The sequence below is a fragment of the Pseudoalteromonas sp. US3C1004 genome, from assembly GCF_048401065.1.
Classification (GTDB): Bacteria; Pseudomonadota; Gammaproteobacteria; order Enterobacterales; family Alteromonadaceae; genus Pseudoalteromonas; species Pseudoalteromonas undina.
Genome location: NZ_CP183073.1, coordinates 665,472 through 686,774 on the forward strand (window position 1 = coordinate 665,472; position 21,303 = coordinate 686,774).

21 protein-coding genes and 1 riboswitch are annotated in these 21,303 nt (G+C 39.7%); of the genes, 15 read left to right on the forward strand and 6 right to left on the reverse strand.

Going from position 1 to position 21,303, the window contains the following annotated elements; genetic code table 11:
* Window positions 1-164: 164 nt before the first annotated feature.
* From argC to ACNSN3_RS03120, 9 genes are all read left to right on the forward strand, one after another.
* On the forward strand, window positions 165-1,178 hold the full coding sequence (gene argC / locus ACNSN3_RS03080; protein WP_418608552.1) for an N-acetyl-gamma-glutamyl-phosphate reductase: 1,014 nt from the start codon (window positions 165-167) through the stop codon (window positions 1,176-1,178).
* Window positions 1,175-1,942: an acetylglutamate kinase gene (gene argB / locus ACNSN3_RS03085; protein ID WP_010391030.1), complete on the forward strand. Its 768-nt coding sequence runs from the start codon at window positions 1,175-1,177 to the stop codon at window positions 1,940-1,942. The genes argC and argB overlap by 4 nt, the downstream gene beginning before the upstream one ends.
* 7 nt (window positions 1,943-1,949) lie before the next feature.
* On the forward strand, window positions 1,950-2,882 hold the full coding sequence (locus ACNSN3_RS03090) for an ornithine carbamoyltransferase (protein ID WP_036956759.1): 933 nt from the start codon (window positions 1,950-1,952) through the stop codon (window positions 2,880-2,882).
* Window positions 2,879-4,081, forward strand: coding sequence for an argininosuccinate synthase (locus ACNSN3_RS03095; RefSeq protein WP_076920188.1), 1,203 nt, complete (start codon window positions 2,879-2,881; stop codon window positions 4,079-4,081). Before ACNSN3_RS03090 ends, ACNSN3_RS03095 begins: the two co-directional genes overlap by 4 nt.
* Before the next feature lie 52 nt (window positions 4,082-4,133).
* Window positions 4,134-5,999, forward strand: a complete 1,866-nt coding sequence (argH, locus tag ACNSN3_RS03100) for an argininosuccinate lyase (protein WP_418608553.1) — start codon at window positions 4,134-4,136, stop codon at window positions 5,997-5,999.
* A 253-nt stretch (window positions 6,000-6,252) separates the two neighbouring features.
* Entirely contained in the window at window positions 6,253-6,450 is a 198-nt protein-coding gene (locus tag ACNSN3_RS03105) for a hypothetical protein (RefSeq protein WP_036956762.1), read from the forward strand.
* A 15-nt stretch (window positions 6,451-6,465) separates the two neighbouring features.
* On the forward strand, window positions 6,466-6,999 hold the full coding sequence (locus tag ACNSN3_RS03110) for a hypothetical protein (RefSeq protein ID WP_418608554.1): 534 nt from the start codon (window positions 6,466-6,468) through the stop codon (window positions 6,997-6,999).
* A 387-nt stretch (window positions 7,000-7,386) separates the two neighbouring features.
* Window positions 7,387-7,509, forward strand: coding sequence for a hypothetical protein (locus ACNSN3_RS03115; RefSeq protein ID WP_350653557.1), 123 nt, complete (start codon window positions 7,387-7,389; stop codon window positions 7,507-7,509).
* Complete coding sequence (locus tag ACNSN3_RS03120) at window positions 7,509-8,030, forward strand: hypothetical protein (protein WP_418608555.1); 522 nt, start codon at window positions 7,509-7,511, stop codon at window positions 8,028-8,030. The genes ACNSN3_RS03115 and ACNSN3_RS03120 overlap by 1 nt, the downstream gene beginning before the upstream one ends.
* Window positions 8,031-8,050: 20 nt before the next feature.
* Here the strand turns inward: ACNSN3_RS03120 and coaD are convergent, their stop codons facing one another.
* The gene (gene coaD / locus ACNSN3_RS03125; protein ID WP_024601870.1) at window positions 8,051-8,542 is read right to left on the reverse strand and encodes a pantetheine-phosphate adenylyltransferase; all 492 of its coding nucleotides are present in this window, start codon (window positions 8,540-8,542) and stop codon (window positions 8,051-8,053) included.
* Between the two features lie 177 nt (window positions 8,543-8,719).
* On the opposite strand from coaD, the gene ACNSN3_RS03130 reads away from it, so the two are divergent.
* Both ACNSN3_RS03130 and thiI read left to right on the forward strand, forming a co-directional pair.
* Complete coding sequence (locus ACNSN3_RS03130) at window positions 8,720-9,373, forward strand: TetR/AcrR family transcriptional regulator (RefSeq protein WP_010391043.1); 654 nt, start codon at window positions 8,720-8,722, stop codon at window positions 9,371-9,373.
* Window positions 9,374-9,473: 100 nt separating this feature from the next.
* Window positions 9,474-10,931: a tRNA uracil 4-sulfurtransferase ThiI gene (gene thiI / locus ACNSN3_RS03135; RefSeq protein ID WP_418608556.1), complete on the forward strand. Its 1,458-nt coding sequence runs from the start codon at window positions 9,474-9,476 to the stop codon at window positions 10,929-10,931.
* A gap of 26 nt (window positions 10,932-10,957) precedes the next feature.
* On the opposite strand, the gene ACNSN3_RS03140 is transcribed toward thiI, so the two are convergent.
* Together ACNSN3_RS03140 and ACNSN3_RS03145 are read right to left on the reverse strand one after the other, a co-directional pair.
* Window positions 10,958-11,860 carry a ketopantoate reductase family protein gene (locus ACNSN3_RS03140; RefSeq protein ID WP_418608557.1) on the reverse strand — a complete coding sequence of 301 codons (903 nt, stop codon included), beginning with the start codon at window positions 11,858-11,860 and terminating at the stop codon, window positions 10,958-10,960.
* Window positions 11,853-12,203, reverse strand: a complete 351-nt coding sequence (locus ACNSN3_RS03145) for a VanZ family protein (RefSeq protein ID WP_008113182.1) — start codon at window positions 12,201-12,203, stop codon at window positions 11,853-11,855. Before ACNSN3_RS03145 ends, ACNSN3_RS03140 begins: the two co-directional genes overlap by 8 nt.
* Window positions 12,204-12,354: 151 nt before the next feature.
* Here ACNSN3_RS03145 and ACNSN3_RS03150 point away from each other — a divergent pair, with 151 nt between their 5' ends.
* Complete coding sequence (locus ACNSN3_RS03150; protein ID WP_008113183.1) at window positions 12,355-12,837, forward strand: YajQ family cyclic di-GMP-binding protein; 483 nt, start codon at window positions 12,355-12,357, stop codon at window positions 12,835-12,837.
* Window positions 12,838-13,082: 245 nt separating this feature from the next.
* Window positions 13,083-13,248: riboswitch (cobalamin riboswitch) on the forward strand.
* Between the two features lie 36 nt (window positions 13,249-13,284).
* Window positions 13,285-15,132 (forward strand): TonB-dependent receptor domain-containing protein, encoded by a 1,848-nt coding sequence (locus ACNSN3_RS03155; RefSeq protein WP_418608558.1) that lies wholly within the window; start codon window positions 13,285-13,287, stop codon window positions 15,130-15,132.
* 75 nt (window positions 15,133-15,207) lie between these two features.
* Here ACNSN3_RS03155 and msrA read toward each other — a convergent pair whose 3' ends face one another.
* The 3 genes from msrA to ACNSN3_RS03170 all read right to left on the reverse strand — a co-directional run bounded on the left by msrA (window position 15,208) and on the right by ACNSN3_RS03170 (window position 19,973).
* The gene (gene msrA, locus ACNSN3_RS03160; RefSeq protein WP_418608559.1) at window positions 15,208-15,744 is read right to left on the reverse strand and encodes a peptide-methionine (S)-S-oxide reductase MsrA; all 537 of its coding nucleotides are present in this window, start codon (window positions 15,742-15,744) and stop codon (window positions 15,208-15,210) included.
* 74 nt (window positions 15,745-15,818) lie between these two features.
* Entirely contained in the window at window positions 15,819-18,917 is a 3,099-nt protein-coding gene (locus ACNSN3_RS03165) for an efflux RND transporter permease subunit (protein ID WP_055011618.1), read from the reverse strand.
* A 3-nt stretch (window positions 18,918-18,920) separates the two neighbouring features.
* Window positions 18,921-19,973, reverse strand: coding sequence for an efflux RND transporter periplasmic adaptor subunit (locus ACNSN3_RS03170; RefSeq protein WP_138571138.1), 1,053 nt, complete (start codon window positions 19,971-19,973; stop codon window positions 18,921-18,923).
* A gap of 247 nt (window positions 19,974-20,220) precedes the next feature.
* Between ACNSN3_RS03170 and ACNSN3_RS03175 the strand changes: the two genes are divergently transcribed.
* Both ACNSN3_RS03175 and ACNSN3_RS03180 read left to right on the forward strand, forming a co-directional pair.
* Window positions 20,221-20,925, forward strand: a complete 705-nt coding sequence (locus ACNSN3_RS03175; RefSeq protein WP_010391053.1) for a DUF2982 domain-containing protein — start codon at window positions 20,221-20,223, stop codon at window positions 20,923-20,925.
* Between the two features lie 35 nt (window positions 20,926-20,960).
* Window positions 20,961-21,293 carry a hypothetical protein gene (locus ACNSN3_RS03180; RefSeq protein WP_010391054.1) on the forward strand — a complete coding sequence of 111 codons (333 nt, stop codon included), beginning with the start codon at window positions 20,961-20,963 and terminating at the stop codon, window positions 21,291-21,293.
* Window positions 21,294-21,303: the final 10 nt, after the last annotated feature.

Sequence of the window (21,303 nt, forward strand, 5' to 3'; positions counted from 1 at the left end):
ATGAATATCAATTCACTTTTTAAGCATAAATATATTAAAGTTACGCCATGAAAATAATACGACGATAGTTATCACTCACAAATTTAATCTGTTTGGCTGGGTTAGACCCTAGTGTAAACAAACAACATGGAATGTGGTCACTAATTTTAGATAAAGAGTAAGTAATGAACGTAGTAATTATAGGTGCCAGCGGTTACAGCGGCGCAGAACTGGCTAGCTTAGTAGCAAAACATCCAACGCTTTCACTAACTGGCTGTTATGTATCAGCGCAAAGTTTAGATAAACATAAGTTGCTTAGTGAATTGTATCCTGAGCATTTAGGATTACTTGATTTACCTTTGCAGCCACTAAATGAACATGCACTTGCTGATATCACTCATTCAGCAGATTACGTTTGTCTGTGCACCGATCATAAAGTAAGTGTGGATTTAGCGCCTCAGTTTTTAGCGATGGGCAAGAAGGTATTTGACCTCTCTGGTGGCTATCGTCTTGCAAGCAATGATGATTACGTTACTTATTATGGTTTTGAACACCAACACCCAGAACTACTTAATCAAGCGGCATATGGTCTTGCTGAATGGAATAGTAAAGCCATTGCTGATGCTCAGCTAATTGCTGTTGCTGGCTGCTATCCAACGGCTGCATTAAATGCATTAAAGCCTCTTCAACAAGCGTGCTTATTGAGTGATGAAAAAATTATTATTAATGCGGTTTCTGGCGTAACTGGCGCAGGGCGAAAAGCCAGCATCGGTACGCATTTTTGTGAGGTATCACTTGCACCCTATGGTTTGTTTAATCACCGTCACGGGCCTGAAATACAACAGCACCTAGGTCATGAGGTGTTATTTACTCCTCATTTAGGTAATTTCCCGCGCGGTATTTTAGAAACTATTTATGTGCAATTAAAGCCGGGTGTGACCAGTGAGCAAGTAGCTAAAGCTTATCAAGTATTGGCTGATGAGCCATTAATTCGTTTGCTTGGCAGCAAAATCCCCTCGATTAAAGGGGTGGCCAAACAACCTTATGTAGATATTGCGTGGCAGCAGCAAGGCTCACAGTTAATAGTAATGGCAGCAATTGACAACTTATTAAAAGGGGCAGCTGGTCAGGCTTTGCAATGTATTAATTTATCAATGGGGCTTCCTCACACTACAGGTCTAATAGGAGCGTTTAGATGAGCAGTAAAACGTGGGTTATTAAACTCGGTGGTGCAGTACTCAATACTGAAAATGCCGCTAAAGCATTATTTGAAATACTCAACGAGCAAGATGATGCACAGTTTGTGATTGTGCATGGGGGTGGTTCATTAGTTGATAGCTGGTTAAAAGAGGCTGGTTTTGCCAGTGCTAAACACCAAGGTTTACGTATTAGCCCTAAAGAACAGATGCCTTATATTGTTGGAGCCCTTGCGGGTGCGGCAAACAAACAACTCATGGCGCAAGCAATTAGTGTTGGTCATAAGCCGGTGGGGTTAAGTTTATATGAAGCAGGGATCACCGCCTCGCAAAAATTAAAAGCATTGGGTCAAGTAGGTCAATGTCACAACAATGCTGATTCTATTATTAATGATTTACTCAGTGCTGGCCGGTTACCAATCATCAGTTCTATCGGCTTTGATGAGCAGGGCTTGTTATACAACGTTAATGCCGATGAAGCAGCCGCCGCAATGGCAAATAATTTAAATGCAGAACTTATTTTTATGACGGACGTAGAGGCGGTACTTGATGCCAATAAGCAGCCTTTACATCAACTTGACACAAAACACATTGATACTTTAATTGCAGAGGGAGTAATTTTGGGCGGGATGGAGGTCAAAGTTAAGACCAGTCTTCACGCTGCCCAACATTTACGACGCGGTGTGTACATTTCCAGCTGGCAAAAGCCAGAAAACTTAACTGCTTTGCTGCAAGGCGAGCATGTCGGAACTAAAGTAACACCATAGGTTGAACATGTTTAAAGATTTTTTAACGGGTCTAGAATTAGACCAACAAGGCGCACTAAATTTATTAAAGTTAGCGCAAGATATTAAAGAAAGCCCAAGTAAATATAGCCAAGTGCTAGCTGGTAAGTCAGTGGTTACTTTGTTTGAAAAGCAAAGTTTACGTACTCGCCTTTCATTTGATATTGGTATAAACCGTTTAGGGGGCCATGCGGTTTACCTTGACCAACAAAATGGTGCAATGGGCGCCCGCGAATCAATAAAAGATTTTGCCTTAAATATTTCGACTTGGGCCGATGGAATTGTTGCGCGGGTTAATCAGCACAGTACGCTAACGACACTCGGTGAGTATTCATCCGTTCCTGTGATTAATAGTTTGTGTGATTTATATCACCCATGCCAAGCATTAGCTGATTTTTTAACACTACAAGAAGTACACGGTGATGTTAGCCAGTTAAAGCTTGCCTACTTAGGTGAGGGCAATAATGTAACGCATTCATTGATGCTGTTAGCCGCTACTTTAGGAACCGATTTTGTCGCTGTAACACCAAAAGGGTGTTCACCTGATTCGCAAGTGCTTAAAAAAGCAGAGCAAATAGCAGCGATGAATGGCGCTTCTGTAATGGTAAGTGACAGGGTTGAGGCTGCAGTAGGTGCTAATGTTGTTTACGCCGATACCTGGGTATCGATGGGGGATACAACTCCCCTTGAGCAAGTAAAAGAAAAATACATGCCTTATCAATTAAATCAGGCATTGTTAGAAAAAACCGGTGCAACTACGGTATTACATTGCCAACCGGCACACCGTGAGTTTGAAATTACTTCTGAGGTAATGGATGGCCCTGCATCAAAAATTATACAGCAAGCAGAAAACCGCATGCATGCGCAAAATGCGCTATTAGTTACATTATTAAATCCAAATTTTGTTAAGGAACACCTATGAGTTCAATTAAAAAAGTCGTTTTAGCCTATTCAGGTGGTCTTGATACATCGGCTATCGTGCCATGGTTAAAAGAGAACTACGGCTGTGAAGTTATTGCCTTTGTTGCCGATGTTGGCCAAGGCGCTGAAGAACTTGAAGGCGTAGAAGCTAAAGCTATAGCGTCTGGTGCATCTGAGTGTTACGTGGTTGATTTAAAAGATGAGATGGTAAGCGATTATATTTACCCAACGCTTAAAACGGGTTCTATATATGAAGGGACTTATTTACTTGGTACCTCTATGGCGCGTCCAATCATTGCTAAAGCGCAAGTTGAAATTGCACGTAAAGTAGGTGCCGATGCACTTTCTCATGGCTGTACGGGTAAAGGTAACGACCAAGTACGTTTTGAGTCATGTTTTGCCGCACTCGCACCTGATTTAAAAGTGATTGCGCCATGGCGTGAGTGGGATTTATCAAGCCGTGAATCATTGCTTGATTACCTAGCTGAACGTGACATTCCATGTTCTGCGTCAGCAACAAAAATTTATAGTCGTGATGCTAACGCATGGCATATTTCACACGAAGGCGGTGAACTTGAAGATCCTTGGTGTGAACCAAGTGAGCAAGTATGGACCTGGACTAACTCACCAGAGCAAGCACCTGATAAAGCTGAACACGTCACTTTATCGGTTGTTGAAGGTGAAGTAGTTGCTGTAAATGGTGAAGAGCTTAAACCTTATGATTGTTTAGTTAAATTAAACGATATTGCATCACCTCATGGTGTGGGCCGTGTCGATATTGTAGAAAACCGTTTAGTGGGCATGAAATCGCGTGGTTGTTATGAAACGCCAGGCGGCACTGTGATCATGGCGGCGCTGCAAGCTATTGATGAGTTAGTACTTGATAAAGCGAGCCGTAAATGGAAAGAAGTACTCGGGGGTGAATTTTCACACTTAGTCTACGACGGTCGTTGGTTTACGCCGCTAAAAGATTCTATTTTAGCCGGTGCAGAAGCGTTGTCTACACTAGCAACGGGCGAAGTGGTGCTTAAGCTTTATAAAGGCCAAGTCACTGCGGTTCAGAAAAAATCACCTAACAGTTTATATAGCGAAGATTTTGCTACCTTTGGTGAAGATGATGTTTATGACCAATCGCACGCAGAAGGCTTTATTCGTTTATTCTCGCTATCAAGCAGAATTTCAGCATTAGCTAAAAAGTAATTTTTTACGCCCCTTGGAATTAAGGGGCTATTATCGGGTTTGGAGAGATTTCATGGCATTATGGGGCGGACGTTTTTCTACGGGTCCAGATGAAGCGTTTAAACAGTTTAACGATTCACTTCCCTTCGATTATCAATTAGCAGAGCAAGATATTATTGGCTCTGTTGCATGGGCTGGCGCACTAGAACAAGTGAATGTGTTATCTAGTGATGAGCACAAAAAGCTGGTATCGGCACTTTATGAGCTACTTGAAGAGGTAAAAGCAGATCCACACGCGGTTGCCACCTCAGGTGCTGAGGATATTCATTCTCATGTTGAAGCTGCGCTAATTGAAAAAGTGGGTGATTTAGCTAAAAAATTACACACAGGTCGAAGCCGTAACGATCAAGTTGCTACCGACTTTAGGTTATGGTGCCGCGATACCGCCGATCATATTTTAAAAGCAATTGCACAATTAAAAGCTGAATTTATTAGTTTGGCTGAACGTGAACTTGGCACAATACTGCCAGGTTATACGCACTTACAGCGTGCACAGCCCGTACTGTTTAGTCACTGGTGTATGGCTTATGTAGAAATGTTAGAGCGTGATGAAAGCCGGTTGCAAGATGCCCAATCACGAATGAACTATTGTCCACTCGGCAGTGGCGCTCTTGCGGGAACTGCCTATCCGATTGACCGTCATGCACTTGCACAAGGTTTAGGGTTTACAGGCGCGACTAAAAATAGCCTTGATGGTGTATCTGATCGTGACTTTGTGGTTGAGCTATTAAGCTGTGCGTCTATCTCTATGATCCACTTATCGCGCATGTCTGAAGACTTGATTTTTTATAACTCAGGCGAAGCTGGCTTTATCGAACTGGCTGATAATGTTACATCTGGCTCATCTTTGATGCCGCAGAAAAAGAACCCAGATGCATTAGAGCTAATTCGTGGTAAAACAGGGCGGGTATTTGGTGCGTTTAGTGCAATGATGATGACTCTAAAAGCATTGCCGCTTGCCTACAATAAAGACATGCAAGAAGATAAAGAAGGCATTTTTGACGCAATGCCAACGTGGCTTGCTTGTATTCATATGGCACAAGCATGTATCAAGGGTGTAACAGTTAAAGCAGATAAAACCCTTGCAGCGGCAAAAGGTGGCCACGCGAATGCAACCGAACTTGCTGATTACTTAGTCGCTAAAGGAGTGCCGTTCAGAGAAGGGCATCATATTGTTGGGGTGTTGGTGCAATTAGCTATTAGTGAAGGTAAAACGTTAGAGGAGCTTTCACTAGAGCAGTATAAATCAGTAAATCCAGTGTTTGAAGATGACGTGTATCCGGTACTTGAAATTGACGCCTGTATAAAAGCACGCCAAGCGCTTGGCGGTACATCATTAGAGCAAGTAAGCAAAGCGGTGAAAGACGCGAAAAAAAAACAGCAAATAACGGTTCGTGATGCCAACTTAGATGACGTAGAAGCAATTGCTAAACTCGTACAGCACTGGGCAACAGTCGGCGAAAATTTACCGCGAGCTAAAAGTGATATGGTGCACTCAATTAATGAGTTTGCCGTAACCGAGATAGACGGTCAGGTATCGGGTTGTGCTTCACTTTATATTTACGACACAGGGTTAGCTGAAATACGTTCATTGGGCATTGATCCTAAAAGCGCAGTAACGGGGCAGGGACGAGAACTGGTTGAACACTTATTAGTGAAAGCCAAAAAGTTGGCACTTAAGCGTGTCATTGTTCTGACTCGTGTACCTGACTTTTTCGAAAATCAGCGCTTTAGTTTCTGTAGTAAAGAGAGCTTACCTGAAAAAGTCATGAAAGATTGTGAGCTATGTTTACGTAAAGAAAACTGTGATGAAGTCGCAATGGAATATATGTTAAAGCCAAGTAATAGCATGGAGATCCCTTGTAAAAACGTGGCTTGAGCAATCCCTAGGATAAAAAACGCACGGTGACCCCGATGCGTTTTTTTTTGAGTAAAATAAAGTGATGTTTTAAATTAATATGCTATGAATTTAAAGTTGGCATATCGGTTGCATTTATAGTTCTGTAGTGTGTTGTTGAGTCAATTAATCAACGAAGGCAATACGTTACAGCAGTTATTTAGTAACTGCTCCAGGTGGTGTGATTTAAATTTACGCCAATAATAAAAATTTAATACTCAAAAGGATTAATCACATGCAAATTTCAGCTAATAGCCAAGTACAAATGCAAGCATACAATAAAACGCAACAATTAAAGCCTGCAATGGAACAAACTGCTAGCCCTAAAACCCTTCAATCTGATACAGTAAGTATCTCTCAAGAGGCGATGGCAGCAGCGAGCACTGATTTACAGCGCATTGGCGGTATCATCTTGCCTACTAGACCTAAATAAGTATTAAGGTTATGAATGTTTTTAACTGAGTTTTTTGGTTTTTTTTCATTATCAGCTTTTGCGATGTGGGGATTTCTTATGGCGTTTTTTTTTAACGCCTTCGTTTACTCATTAAATATAAAAAGAAATTCAACCCTATTACTCAGTTCATTTATCATGATGATTTCATATACCGCGTCAGATTATTTTTTGACATGGTTATCGGTTAGAACTTCAGACTATTTAGACTGGGCATTCTACGATTTAGTAACAATCATAACTTTAAGCCTGACTTATTTTTTGATAAAAAAAACCACACCTTCTTTTTTATACCTTATTGTTGGGTTGACATTTAATTCAATGTTTTTTCTTTTTATGTATTTTGATGTCTTTATCAGAGAGAATAGAGAGCCTTGGCTCTTTTGGGATATTTATACGTTCAGTGTAAACATTATTGATCTGATTATGATTATCGCTTTAATAGTAGACCGTGATTTCCTTGGCTTACACACCCTAAAAAATAAACTTATGTCTTTATTCAAAAACTCTGAGCTTCATCAAATCCAATAAATGTATTATGTAGACTTATTTTTAGCAGATTATATCGATGCATTTATACAGTGGGGCTTTTTAATGGCCATTTTGTACACTTTGGTATCGAGTATAAATACGCCAAATAAATCTTTGGTCTATTTAGCCACAATCATGTTTTTTTCCTACCTTCTAAGTGACTTCCTTTACATTTTTCAAAATGTTTACTTGAACTGGATTTTTTTTGATTTTGCTACAATCCTAATCATTTTTTTAGCATTACAGGTTTCAAGTTTTCAAAGCTCTGTAGCTAAAAACTATATTGTAAGCGGTTTAATTATAAATGCATGTTTAACTTATTCTATTTATATAGATCTTTATATAAACTGGAACTCAGATCCTTGGTGGTTGTGGAGCCTGTACTCCATGGGGGTTAACATTATTGATTTACTAATGATTATTGCTATTTTTATCAATAAAGACTTTTTAGGGCTAATGAAACTTAAAGGTCGTTTATTTAGATCACGCGCTGAGTTTAAAAGCCTATAATGACAGATTTATTATGGCTACTTGTTAAAGTTGGCGAGAATTTAGGTAATTTTATATTGTGGTTATTTTTAATCGCTTTTCTATTTAACCTTTCTTCGAGTATTAATAAACAAGATAAAAGCTTACTGCATATTTCATTAATAATGATGATCTCGTATTTTCTAAGTGCATTTTTAAGCCTCGAAACTTCTACTTATAAAGATTATTTCATATTTGATCTCACGACTATTTTGATACTTTTTTTGTGGCGAAAAATCACGTTGCAAAACACGCCTATTGCTTTTTATTACTTAATGCTGGGGTTGGGGATTAATACCTGTTTATTTTTGGGGATGCATTATGATGTTCAAGTTAAAGGAAACATTGATTATTGGTGGTTTTGGGCTGCATATGGGTTTGGCGTTATTCTATTTGATCTTATAATGGCATTGGCACTATTTATCAATAAAGACTTTTTGGGTTTAGTGAGGCTTAAGAACGTTCTGTTTCCAGCAAGAGCGAAGCTACCTAGCGCAATGTAATGATACGCTAGGTGTTGTGTTTAATGCTTGGTTTTCCCCAGCCTAGATTGCAGGGCTTTCATTACTATGGTGTCAACAAACTCACTCACATCACCGTTATGGCGTGCAACTTCCTTTACTAGCGTTGATGATATAAAGGTATTACGCTCAGCAGGTGTTAAAAATACACTTTCTAAATCAGGGTTTAAACGGCGATTCATATTTGCGAGCTGAAACTCGTAATCAAAATCAGAAACCGCTCTTATACCTCTAATCAATACATTTGCGTTATGATCACGAGCCAGATCTGCGAGTAGCCCTGAAAAGCCAATGACTTTTACATTATCTAAATGGCTTAAAATTTCATTTGCTAAATCAACGCGTTCTTCTAAAGTAAAACACGGTTTTTTACTCGGGTTATGAGCAATAGCAACAATAACGGTATCAAACATCTTAGCCGCACGCTGAATTAAATCAGTGTGGCCGTTGGTAAGAGGGTCAAATGTGCCTGGGTAGATTGCGGTCACTTTCATAATATTTACTGTGTTATTATTTTTAGCCGTAGTGTAGCAGTGTTTAGTGTGCAAAGCAGCCTTGTAAGTAAATTGTGAAGAACTTCATGCCTTGATTGTTTTAACGCTGACTATTTGTTTATACTAGTGGATTGTTTTAATGCAGCATCGTATTTTCGAAAATTGAGTAATGAGTATATGAATACCAAGGATAAAATAATTCAAACCAGTATTTCATTGTTTAATGAACATGGTGAAAGAGCAATATCAACTAATCATATTGCATCGAGTTTAGGCATGAGTCCGGGTAATCTTTACTACCACTTTAAAAATAAAGAAGACATTATTCGCCATATATTTGCACTTTATCGTGATCATTTAAGTACTCACTTTAAGCCAGTTGATAAAGGCGACGATGCTTTTGAGCATCTTGGCCCTTATTTAGATTCGCTATTTGAATTAATGTGGCGCTATCATTTTTTTTACGACAACCTTGGCGATATTCTTGCTCGCGATAGCCATTTAAAACAGGGTTACATTGATTTTCAGCAGGAATTACTTGAGCAGGTACGTAACATCATTTTGGCCTTGCGGGATAGTGAAATTATTGCCATTGATGAACAAGATGCCATTGAACTTGCTCATACGCTAAAATTAACGGTTAGCTTTTGGACACCCTATATGAAAGCAAGAAGACTAAGTGGTGTGCTGGTTGAGCAAGATATTTACCCTGGCATTGTAAAAGTACTGACTTTATTTAAAGCCTACAGTACAGAAAAAAGCGCAAATAAAATTAATCAGTTAAGAGACAAGTACGCACTTTTAGCAAATGCTGCCCCCCAGAATCCTTAAGCCTGTTGAGTTGGTTAGTTCCTAGGCGTTAAATTTTTTGCTATAATCCGCCGCGCCCAATGCCTGGGTGCGCGAATTCCCGCAGTCTAAGAGTTGAACTATGCTTAAATTTATCGTCAAACTTCACCCTGAAATAGCCATCAAAAGCCGTTCAGTCCGTAAACGCTTTACCAAAGTGTTAGAAAATAACATTAAAATTGTATTGCGTCGTGTTGACGAAAAAGTACAAGTACGTAATAACTGGGATAATATTTCAGTTGTTACAAAACTAGATGAAGCTCAAACTCGCCTTGATTTTATTGATAGCTTGCAGCGCATTCCTGGCATCGTACAGTTTATTGAAGTGACCGAAACAGACTTTAAAACCCTTGATGACATCTATCAAAAAACCATTGCGTTAGTTGGCCACACTATTATTGGTAAAACCTTTTGTGTACGTGCTAAGCGCATAGGTCAACATGATTTTACTTCAACTGAACTAGAGCGCTACGTTGGTGGCGGGCTTAATCAACATGTTGAAGGAGCTCGAGTAAAGCTAAGCCGCCCTGAGGTAACGATTCGTTTAGAAATTAAAGACGAAAAAGCCTACATAGTGACGCAAACCCATTTAGGAATGGCGGGCTTTCCACTGCCAACACAAGACGATGTATTATCGCTTATGTCTGGTGGATTTGATTCTGGCGTTGCCAGTTATCAGATGATCCGTAAAGGCGCTCGTACACACTTTTTATTCTTTAACTTAGGTGGTGCTGCCCATGAAATTGGGGTTAAACAAGCGAGTTACTATCTATGGAAACAATACAGCTCTACGCATAAAGTTAAGTTTATTACCGTTGATTTTGAACCGGTTGTTGCTGAAATTTTAGAAAACGTTGAGAACAGCCAAATGGGTGTTGTGCTTAAACGTATGATGATGCGAGCGGGTAGTGCTGTTGCTGAAAAACTAAATATTCAAGCTTTGGTAACGGGTGAAAGTATAGGTCAGGTGTCTAGCCAAACCTTAGCTAATTTAAGCGTGATTGACCGTGTAACCGAGACGCTGATTTTACGCCCACTTATCCAACATGATAAGCAAGAGATCATTAATATAGCGCGCCAAATAGGTACTGCAGAAATGGCTGAGACGATGCCTGAATACTGTGGTGTGATCTCTAAAAAGCCGACGGTTAAAGCCAAAATTGAAGTCATTAAAGCAGAAGAAGAGAAGTTTGATTTTGACGTATTAGATACCGTTATTGATAACGCCCGTGTTATGGATGTGCGCGATATCGATGTTGAAGCTAAGCAAGAGCTTAAAGAAGCTGAGTCAGTTACAGAGTTACCAGAGGGAGCGGTTGTTGTTGATATTCGCTCACCTGAGGAAGAAGATGCCGCTCCGCTTGAAATTGATGGTATTGAAGTTATTCATTTACCGTTTTTCCGTTTAGCAACTAAGTTTGGTGATTTACCTAAAGGTAAAGACTATTACTTATATTGCCAAAAAGGGGTAATGAGCCAGTTACAAGCGCTTATTCTTCACGAAGAAGGCTTTACCACTGTAAAAGTCTATCGTCGTTAATGGCTAAATATTTTAAAAGCGCGGATTTATTCCGCGCTTTTTTTTGCCAAAATTTCAGCAAGTAAAGCGTCGTTATACGGGGTCGCAATATTATGATGCTTGCCTTGTTCACTAATATAACCACAAATTGCCATGATCTCAGTTTGCCTATTGTGCAAAACGTCTTGATGCATAGATGAGTAATTCTCTGCGGTTAAACTCATCACCTTATAGGCGCGCTCGAGGGCATCAATAAGCTTAATATTAAGTTTAAGCGCGGTCGCAGTGTGACACGCTTCAGTTAATAAATTAATAATTGAGCTATTGAACTGTGGCGCACGCAACTGGCCGTTTTTTATATTGTACAGAGCGGTTAATGGGTTTATAGCAATATTAACCAGTAGCTTTTCAAACCGCAGTTGCTCAATATTGTTGCTGACAATTAATTGCGGAATAGTGTGTAATTGTGCACTAAGCTGTTGAATATTTTGCATAGCTAGTTGATTACAGCCCCCTAATACACTTTGCCCGTTTCCGGTATGCTGCACAATATTAGGGTTTGATTTGAACCCAGCCATGCTGGTGGTTAAAAAGTACAACGACTGCTGCTGTGTTAACTGTGCATTTAATTGTTCAACATTACCCATGCCATTATGACTCAGTACAATATGGGTATTATTACCAAGATAAGGCTTTACTTGGGCATAGGCTTGTTGCACTGCAAACGCTTTAACAGTGAATAAAACAATGTCAAACTCGGGAGCTTGGGCTAATTGCTGTTGTGAGATAAAAGTGGCGTTAATTTTTTCAGACGCAGCGTTACTGTGGCTGTAAAAGCGAGTATTTACTGTGCCTTTTTTGGTAAGAACATAAACTGTGTGATATTTAGCTAAGAAATGACTAAATAACAAACCTATAGCACCATCACCAACAACAAGTATGTTAGCCATAACGCTTCTTTTTACGTAGTGTTAATAGGGCTTTAGCTAAAAAGTAGCTCGCCGCACCAATAAAGTCGGCAACAAAATCGGCCAGTGATGCTTGTCTGTAAGGGAGGCTATCTTGCATAATTTCTATTGCGGCACCATAGCCGGCTAACAGCAATATTTGTGCATATAACGGCAGTTTAAAGGCTTTATCCATTATAATGGCAAGTAAAAAGAAAATACCAAAATGCGCCACTTTATCTACATGCGGAAATAAGTTTGCAGCCCCTTTTACCTCTTTAGCAAATAAGAAGGTAAATGCGACAATACTAATTAAAAAAATAGCTTGGTAAACACGCCTCGTCACAAAAAATCCTAAAATCGTATAAAAAAGAAGCCTCAGTATATCAAACTAAATTAGTATCGCACCTGAACAAGATGCAGAAAAGTGTAAAGATTTATCATTTTAACGTTATAATTGCCGCATAAAATTAAGATTAGCTAGTTAGGAGAACATCATGCCTTCATTTGATATTGTATCTGAAGTAGAAATGAACGAAGCACAAAACGCGGTTGATAACGCCAATCGTGAATTAGAAACACGATTTGATTTTAGAGGGGTCGATGCCTCAATTGAATTAAACGATAAAACAATTAAATTAAAAGCTGAAGCAGATGCTCAGGTTATGCAGTTGTTTGATATTTTAGCTGGAAAAGTTTCAAAGCGTGGAATGGATGTTGCGAGCCTAGAACTTCAAGAGATTTCTCGCGCAGGCAAAAATGTTTTTCGTAACGTTGCACTAAAGCAGGGTATCGAAAAAGATATGGCTAAAAAAGTAGTAAAAGCCATTAAAGATTCTAAAGTAAAAGTGCAAGCGGCTATTCAAGGCGAAGAAGTACGCGTAACGGGTAAAAAGCGTGATGACTTACAAGCTGCTATGCAAGTTGTACGCACTGCTGATTTAGGTCAGCCATTTCAGTTTAAAAACTTCCGCGATTAATTTATTGTTTCGAGCTAGGCACTATAGGCGCTTAGTTCAAAGCAACATGTATTTAGCCAAACACGCTATATTGTTTGGCTTTTTTATTTTTGAATCTATGATAATTACCGAACCCCGAACCCCGAACCCCGAACCCCGAACCCCGAACCCCGAACCCCGAACCCCAAAAATCAAATTGTAGATGTTTAGACGTCCGTTGACATTTTTTAGTAAACAGATAACAATAGCTGCCTATTTTCAAGGTGCTTGCTAAACACTTCAACGGTGTGATTTTTTTAGTAGGATAATCGGGAAGTTGGTGCGTTTTCATTGATGAAGTCAATCCCAACACTGCCCCCGCAACGGTAAAGTTATGCTGTATTTTATTATGGTAACTGAGTCCGGAGACCGGCCTTGATGTAATCTTACTTACTAACATCTTTGCGGTGGGCAGAGACAGGGAACATCATGATAAATAAAACTGCATTGGGTGTGGCTATTTCGGCTGCGCTGTCTTTTTCTGCATCTGCAGAACAAACCATTGAAAGAATAACCGTTACTGCAAATAAATTTGAACAACCTATAAATGATGTATTAGCAAGTGTGGCAGTTATCGACCGCGCTGATATTGAAAAAGCGAATTACCGAGACTTACCTGCAATATTAAATACCATTGCTGGTATTGATATTGTCCGTAACGGCGGATTAGGTCAAAAAGCAGATATATTTGTTCGCGGTGCTAGCGCTAAATATGCCTTAGTATTGGTTGATGGCGTAAGAGTGAGCGATGCAAGCTCAGGTAGTGTATCGCTAACTAATATTCCAGTTAATAGTATCGAGCGTGTTGAAGTTATTAAAGGTGCCAGAGCAGCTATTTATGGCTCTGATGCGGTAGCCGGAGTAATTAATATCATTACCCGTAAAGCCTCAAATAATACGCTTTCGGCTACTTTGGGCAGTCATAGTTACAGTAATTATCAGCTTGCTGGTGGGCTTGCAAAAGAGGCGCTTAGCTTTAATTATAATCTAGGCTATGAAGAGACAGATGGTTTTGATGTTACTGGCAAAGACCCTGTGGCTGAATACACCAAAGATCACGATGATGATGGCTACAAAAATAAAAACATTGGCTTTAATTTAGCGTATGAACTGGCTGAACTAGGTGAGTTGAGCTTACAGTCTCAGTACAGTGAAGGTGAAGCGCAGTATGATAACGCATGGGGTAACGATGCCTACGATTTTGAAAACTATACCGCTAAGCTAGGCTGGAAAAAAGCCTCAGAAATATATACCCAAAGTATTTCATTGAGTGTATCGCAAGAAGAAAATACTCAAACTGGCACCGATGTTCAGCAAGTGTATAGCACAGAGCGTGTTGAGTTTGAATACCGAGGGCTTTATAGCCTAACGCAAGAGCTTGATTTATCAGGTGGTTTTAATTACTTGTCTGAGGATTTATCAAACTCTTCAGCAACGTCATCAGAAGAAAAACGCGATAATAACGCATTGTTTATAGGCGCGTTTTATAGTCATGATAAATGGTTAGCAAATGCGGTTATCAGAACCGATGATTATGACTTCCACGGCCGTGCAAATACTTACAGTACTGGGCTTGGATATAAAGCGAATCAGTATGTAACGGTACGTTTAAATCATGGCACCGCATTTAGGGCGCCGTCTTTAATTAATGCGTTTGTAACTAACAGCCCATACTACCTACCAAATAATAATATTAAGCCTGAGGAAGCCTTAAACAATGAGTTTGGTGTTACCCTAGAAACTCAATGGGGGCGTTATGATATTGCTATTTTCGATAACCGTATCAATAATTTAATTAGTAATAATTATGATGCAGACTCAGGTAAATATATTGCAACTAACATAGATAAAGTATCTATGCAGGGGATAGAATTATCGGCTGAGTTTTCAGCGTTAGGCTTTGAACACTCTGTTAATGTTAGTTTTTTAGATGCTACAGATGAAAAGACAAATACAGATTTACCACGCAGGCCTTCAGAGTCGTTTAATTATCAACTCGCCAAATCATGGGGCGATTTTGATGCCAGTTTGGATATGCAGTATCGCTCATCGCGTCCATCAATTGCGTATTATGACTCGGAGCTCGCTGGCTATACGGTATTTAATTTAGCCGCTAATTACCAGTTGCTCGATAATTTGTCGTTAGCTGCTCGAATAGAAAACATTACTGATAAGGAATATTTTACTGCGGCAACAGGGTTTGCTGCCAGTGGTGAGCTATTAGGTTATAACAGCGCAGGAAGAACTTTCTTTGTGGGGGCAAATTACCAGTTTTAATTGTCACTTTTAGTTGCCGAAAAACAAATAGCCCAGCAAATTGCTGGGCTATTTGGTTAGAGCTTTAATGTGTTTTTACTCAGATAAAAACTCGCTAAATTCGGTTTCAAACTTGTGCAATTTTGGCGCAATTAAAATACTACAGTAGCCTTGTTCTGGGTTTTCATTGTAATAGTCTTGATGAAAACTTTCAGCAGGGTAAAAAGTGGTTGCTGGGCTTACCTCTGTTACTATAGGCTCGCTGACATGAGTTTGCAGCTCTGCAATAACGGCCTGTGTTTGCAATTGTTGTTGCTGATCATGGTAATATACAACGCTGCGGTATTGAGTGCCTATATCGTTACCTTGGCGATTTAATTGGGTGGCATCATGCAAAGTAAAAAACATTGCGAGTAAGGTTTCAAAGCTTAAAATGCTGGCGTCAAACTCAACCTTAACCACTTCGGCATGCCCGCTATTGCCTTTGCAAATAGCTTTGTAGGTTGGGTTATCAGTATGTCCACCCGTGTAACCAGAACAAACACTGAGTACACCTTTAACACGCCTAAATGCCGCATCAATACACCAAAAACAGCCGCCGCCGAGTGTTGCTACCTGTGTGGTTGAACTCATAAGTACTTCCTCAATTATATGGTTATATGCACCAAAATAGCGCCGTAACTGCTAATTACGACGCTCAGAGTGACTTAGATCTCTTTAAGTGGTTTTTCAGCTGCTTGTTTATCTAGCTTTTGCTGTAAAAACTCTGGTGATTGTGTGTTTCGCGCTAGTGCGTAATAGGCCGCTGGCACTACAAACAGAGTCAGTATGGTGGCAACCGTTACGCCGGTAAATACCACCACACCAATTACCATTCTACTTTCCGAGCCAGGCCCTGAGGCGAGTACCAAAGGTACCGCGCTCATAACTGTGGTTAGGGAGGTCATTATAATAGGACGTAAACGCTGGGTAGCGGCTTGTAAAATAGCTTCACTAAATTCCAACCCTTTATCACGTAACTGATTGGTAAATTCAACAATCAGAATACCGTTTTTAGCGCTTAACCCGATGAGCATCACAATACCAATTTGGCTGTATATATTGAGTGTTAAGCCCATACTCCAAAGGCCAAACATAGCACCCATTAGCCCAAGTGGAACGGTGAGCATAATAACAAGCGGATGCATAAAGCTTTCAAACTGAGCAGCGAGCACTAAAAAGGTCACGGTCAATGCCAGCACAAACACATAGGTCATGGCTGAGGCACCTTCATAAAACAATTGTGACTCACCTTTGTAATCAATGGCGCCATCAATGTCATTTTCTTCTGCGGCAATATTGTTTAAAAAGTTTAGTGCTTGTTCTAGCGTATAGCCATCAGCTAAGTTGGCACTTAGAGTAATTGCACGCATACGGTTATAGCGGTTTAAACGCGAGGCGGTGGCTTCTTCTTTCAAGCTTATAAGGCTGTCGAGTGGCACCAATTCATTGCTGCGAGATTTAAGGTAAATATTTGAAATATCAGTAGGGTTTGCAAAGTCTTCTTTAGTTCCCTTTAAAATTACATCGTACTCTTCACCGCGGTCAATAAAGGTGGTTACACGGCGTTGGCCAAGCATGGTTTCAAGTGTACGACCCACATCTGAGACTGATACGCCTAAATCTGCAGCTTTATTTTTATCAATACTGACTAAAAACTGTGGGAAGGTCTCTTTATAATCATGATCAATGCGCACTAACCCAGGGTTTTTCTCAGCACGTTTAATAATTCTATCGCGCCAATCAGCTAGTTGAGCATAATCATTACCTTGTAAAACAAACTCTATCGGTCGCGATGAGCCACCACCTCCAATACCACGGCGCATAATGGCAAAAGCACGTACATCGGTGACCTCTTGCATTTTACCGCTTATTTCATCCATGACTTCCCAGGTTGAGCGTTTGCGTTTATCCCAATCCGCCATACCAACAATGGCTACACCACCACTGCCACCCCAACCTGGAACTCGCACTAAAACTCGGCTTAGTTCGCCAGATTCAGAGTAAGGCATTAAGCGTTCTTCTATCTTTGCCATATTAGCGGCATTATTCTCATAGCTAGCGCCTTCAGGGCCATTCATAAGTACAAAAAAGGTACCACGGTCTTCTTTAGGGGTAAGTTCAGACGGTATTTGTAAAAATAGTGAATAACTAACAAACCCAGCCAAAACTAAGCTCAGCATTAAGCCCCATTTACGAGTCATGTTTGACGCTAAAGCGTTACGGTATCCATTTTCTAATTTAGTAAAAAAGCGATCCATTACTTGGCTAAACTTACTTTCTTTTTCAGAAGCTTTTAACACCTTTGAACACAATGCCGGAGAGAGTGTTAATGCAGTAATACTGGAGAAGAACACGGCGGCACTTACTGCCATTGCAAATTCTGTAAATAGTGCGCCTATTCGTCCTTCCATAAACACCAATGGTACAAACACAGAGATCAGCACTAGGGTGGTGGCTATAATTGCAAAGCCTACCTCACGAGCGCCGCGATAAGCTGCCAATAAAGGCGGCTCCCCAAGTTCTATGCGGCGGTGAATATTCTCTAGCATTACAATGGCATCATCTACCACTAAGCCTATTGCTAATACTAGTGCCAGTAGAGTTAATAAGTTAATTGAATAACCCATTGCTAATAAAAACATAAAACTACCGACTAAGGCGACCGGTACGGTGACCGCAGGAATAAGTGTGGCGCGAATATTACCTAAAAATATAAAGATAATAAGCACTACTAACCCCATAGAAATTGCTAAAGTTTTATAAACCTCATTAATTGATTCTTTGATAAATACTGAAGAGTCGTAACTGTCTTCTATAGTAGTGCCTTCAGGTAAATTACGTTTTATTTTTTCTAGTTCACTGCGGGCATTATCAACTACTGTAAGGGTATTTGCTTTGGCTTGTTTAACAATACCCATACCAATCATATTACGGCCATTTCCGCGAAATAAGCTTTCATCATCGGCGGCTTCTAATTTTACGTCAGCCACTTCGCCTAGACGTACTAAATAACCATCTTCACCTCGCTTAATGACAAGGTTTTGAAAATCACGTTGGTTTTTATAGCTGCGTGCAGTGCGCACAGTAAAATCACGGTCTACCGATTCAATTTCACCCGCCGGAAGCTCTACATTTTCACTGCGAAGTGTTTGCTCTATATCACTAGAGGTAATGCCACGAGCTGCCATCGCTTGGCGGTTAAGCCATACTTTCATAGCATACTTTCGCTCTCCCCCAATACGCACATTTGATACACCATCAACAACGGCCAAACGGTCGACAATAAAACGCTGTGCATAATCAGAAAGCTGCAATGAATCCATGGTTTCACTGTTAAGTACAAACCACGCGATAGGGCTTTCGTCACTATTTGATTTTGATACTTCAGGAGGGCGTACTTGCTCTGGTAGGCTGTCTAATGCCCGTGCAACACGTTCACGTACATCGTTAGAGGCATCGTCTATGTCGCGGTTAATATTAAACTCAATGGTAATGTTTGAGCGGCCATTACGACTCGATGAGTTAATACTTTTAATACCCTCAATCCCCGAAATACGGTTTTCGATAACTTGGGTTATTTTTGTTTCAATAATTTCAGCAGATGCACCGGTATATTCAGTACTAATATTTACAATCGGTGTTTCAATATCTGGATACTCACGCAAAGGCAGCATACTAAAAGCAACTAAGCCAAAAGTGAGTAACAGTAAGTTAATAACAATCGCAAAAACGGGGCGTTTGACGCTAGTATCGGTAATTTTCACGTGTTACCCCTTAACGCTTACTTTGCTACCAGAGCGGATTTTGATTATTCCCTCGGTAACAATCTGCTGGCCGTTCTTTAACCCCTTGTCTATTGCAACCCAGCCATTGTTTCTACTTGCAACATGTACCTCTATGCGATTAGCTATGCCATCTTCAATTTGAAAAACATAGTGTTTATCTTGCAGAGGAATAATTGCTTTTTCAGGCACCATGAGCGCTTGATTGCTGCTTAGCTCTAGTGCAGTTTTAAGTAGCATACCAGGGCGAAGTAAACCCGATTTATTAGCAAAACTGGCTGTTACTTCTACACTGCGAGTGATTGAATCAATACGTGAGCTTATATGGGTTACTTTACCGGTGAATGTTTGATCAGGGTAAGCATCGTTTTGAGTGCGAACCGTCATTCCGTTTTTCAGTTGAGCTAAATACTTTTCAGGCACTTTAAAATCAACTTTTATGATACTGATATCATCTAAGGTTGTAATTATCGTGCTGTTACTAATATAAGCGCCTACCGATATTTCGCGTTTACCCAGTAACCCAGAAAAAGGCGCGGTAATAGCCATTTCATTGAGTTTAGTTTTGGCACTTTCAAGTTGAGCTTCGCTGGCATCAACACGGGCTAGCTGTTCTTCAAGTAACGACTTGGCAGTCGCTTGTGAGCGAGAAAGTTCGGTAAGCCTAGCTAATTGGCGTTTTTCTTCTTGTAAATTAATGCTAAGTTCTTTTACTGCAAATTGTTCTTGTTGGTTTTGCAGTTGCACTAATTTTTGTCCTTTGCTGACCAAGTCGCCGTCTTCAAAGTAAATGCTGGTGACATAATCGTTTTGTGCGCTTTTAATGTAAATAGCCTGATTAGCACGGGCACTGCCAATGGCTTCAATCATAATGGCATTTTCTTGCGACTCGACAGTGTGCGCAGAGACTTGTGTTGTCATTGCCGAGTAATCAGCTTGCTCGCCCTGTGATGCGGGCAAATATAAATAAACGCTAAAAATTATTAGTACCGAAATAATAAATGGAAATAGGGCTTTGCCGGATTGTTTAGAGTGCATTGTTTTCATACCTGAAAATAGATTATAAGTATTGTACGAAATCAGGACAAAAAAAGGCGGTTATGTATCTCATTAATTTGTGCGTTAGGCGTAAAAATAACTGATACTTAGTCATTGCGCATATTTAACAGTAATAATAGGAGTTAATTGATGAACTTCAAAACATCATGCAAACGCTGTTTAACACTGAGAAAGTTAGTATTGTGGGCTATTATTATGTTTATATTTTATATGGCGTTTTTTCAGTATGGCTAATATAAAAAAACACACACTTAAATACCGAGCGCAAGGCGCTAAAAATGGGATTGAAATACTGGTCGTAGGTAGCATTGGTTTAATCTTCATCATGCTATTTAATTTATTGCGTCCAGGTGAAATCAGTATTATTGAAATTTTTTTAGTAAGTTTATGTATTGCAGCAATTTTAATTGGATTTTTTAAAACACAAGAACCTTTTTATAGTATTATTTTAACTGAGCAGCAATTAACATATCAACATAAGTACGGGCAATGGGATTTACACCAAGAAAATCTCCACCATTGCGGTATTCCTAAAGTTGATAACGGTATCGATCATCTTGAGCTTAACGCGATTGGTATTAAGTTAAATGATATAGATACATTTTTAGCTGCTTTAGCACCAAGAATTGCGGGTAAATTACTAATAGAACAGCGGCACTTATTTATGCAAGTTGTTCAAAAAAATTGCAAAAATGGGCATTGCCCATCAGAATGGTTAGTTGAAGATAATAAATTTAGGTCAAAAAAAGGAATTGACTATAATGGGCTTATAGCGATGTTTGCTAATAGGGCTAAGCATCTTCAGCTTTTAACAGGGTATGACTTACTGTTACCTGCCAGTGTAATAGAAAGTGATATTTGGGAATTTTGCGCAAATTTAAATAAATGGAAGCGTGATCCCTCTCAGTTTATCAAGTCGCAGTGTGAATAATAATATAAGCACTCACTGCGGGATTAGGAATAACTATGAGCCAAGACAGATCTTTTATTAAAAGTGGTCGAAACACCATAATTCATAAAGATAGAAAACTAGATTTAGTGATTGTTAATGGTGAGGAACATCCTCGAATTAAAGTAACAGCGAATGGTCTAGAACCATTTAAAGAAGAGCTGCCAAAAAACCGCCGTGATGCAAAAGAGCGCTACTTAGATATGGTTTATATCGCAAGTCCAGATGTATTTAGCGAGGAAAAACAGTTGTTGTTTATTCAATCCTTAGATGGCCGCGAATATAAAGTAGATTACAGTAAAGTTGGCACTAAATTATTTGTTCGTATTCATCAAGATAGCTATTTATAACTCATAATGG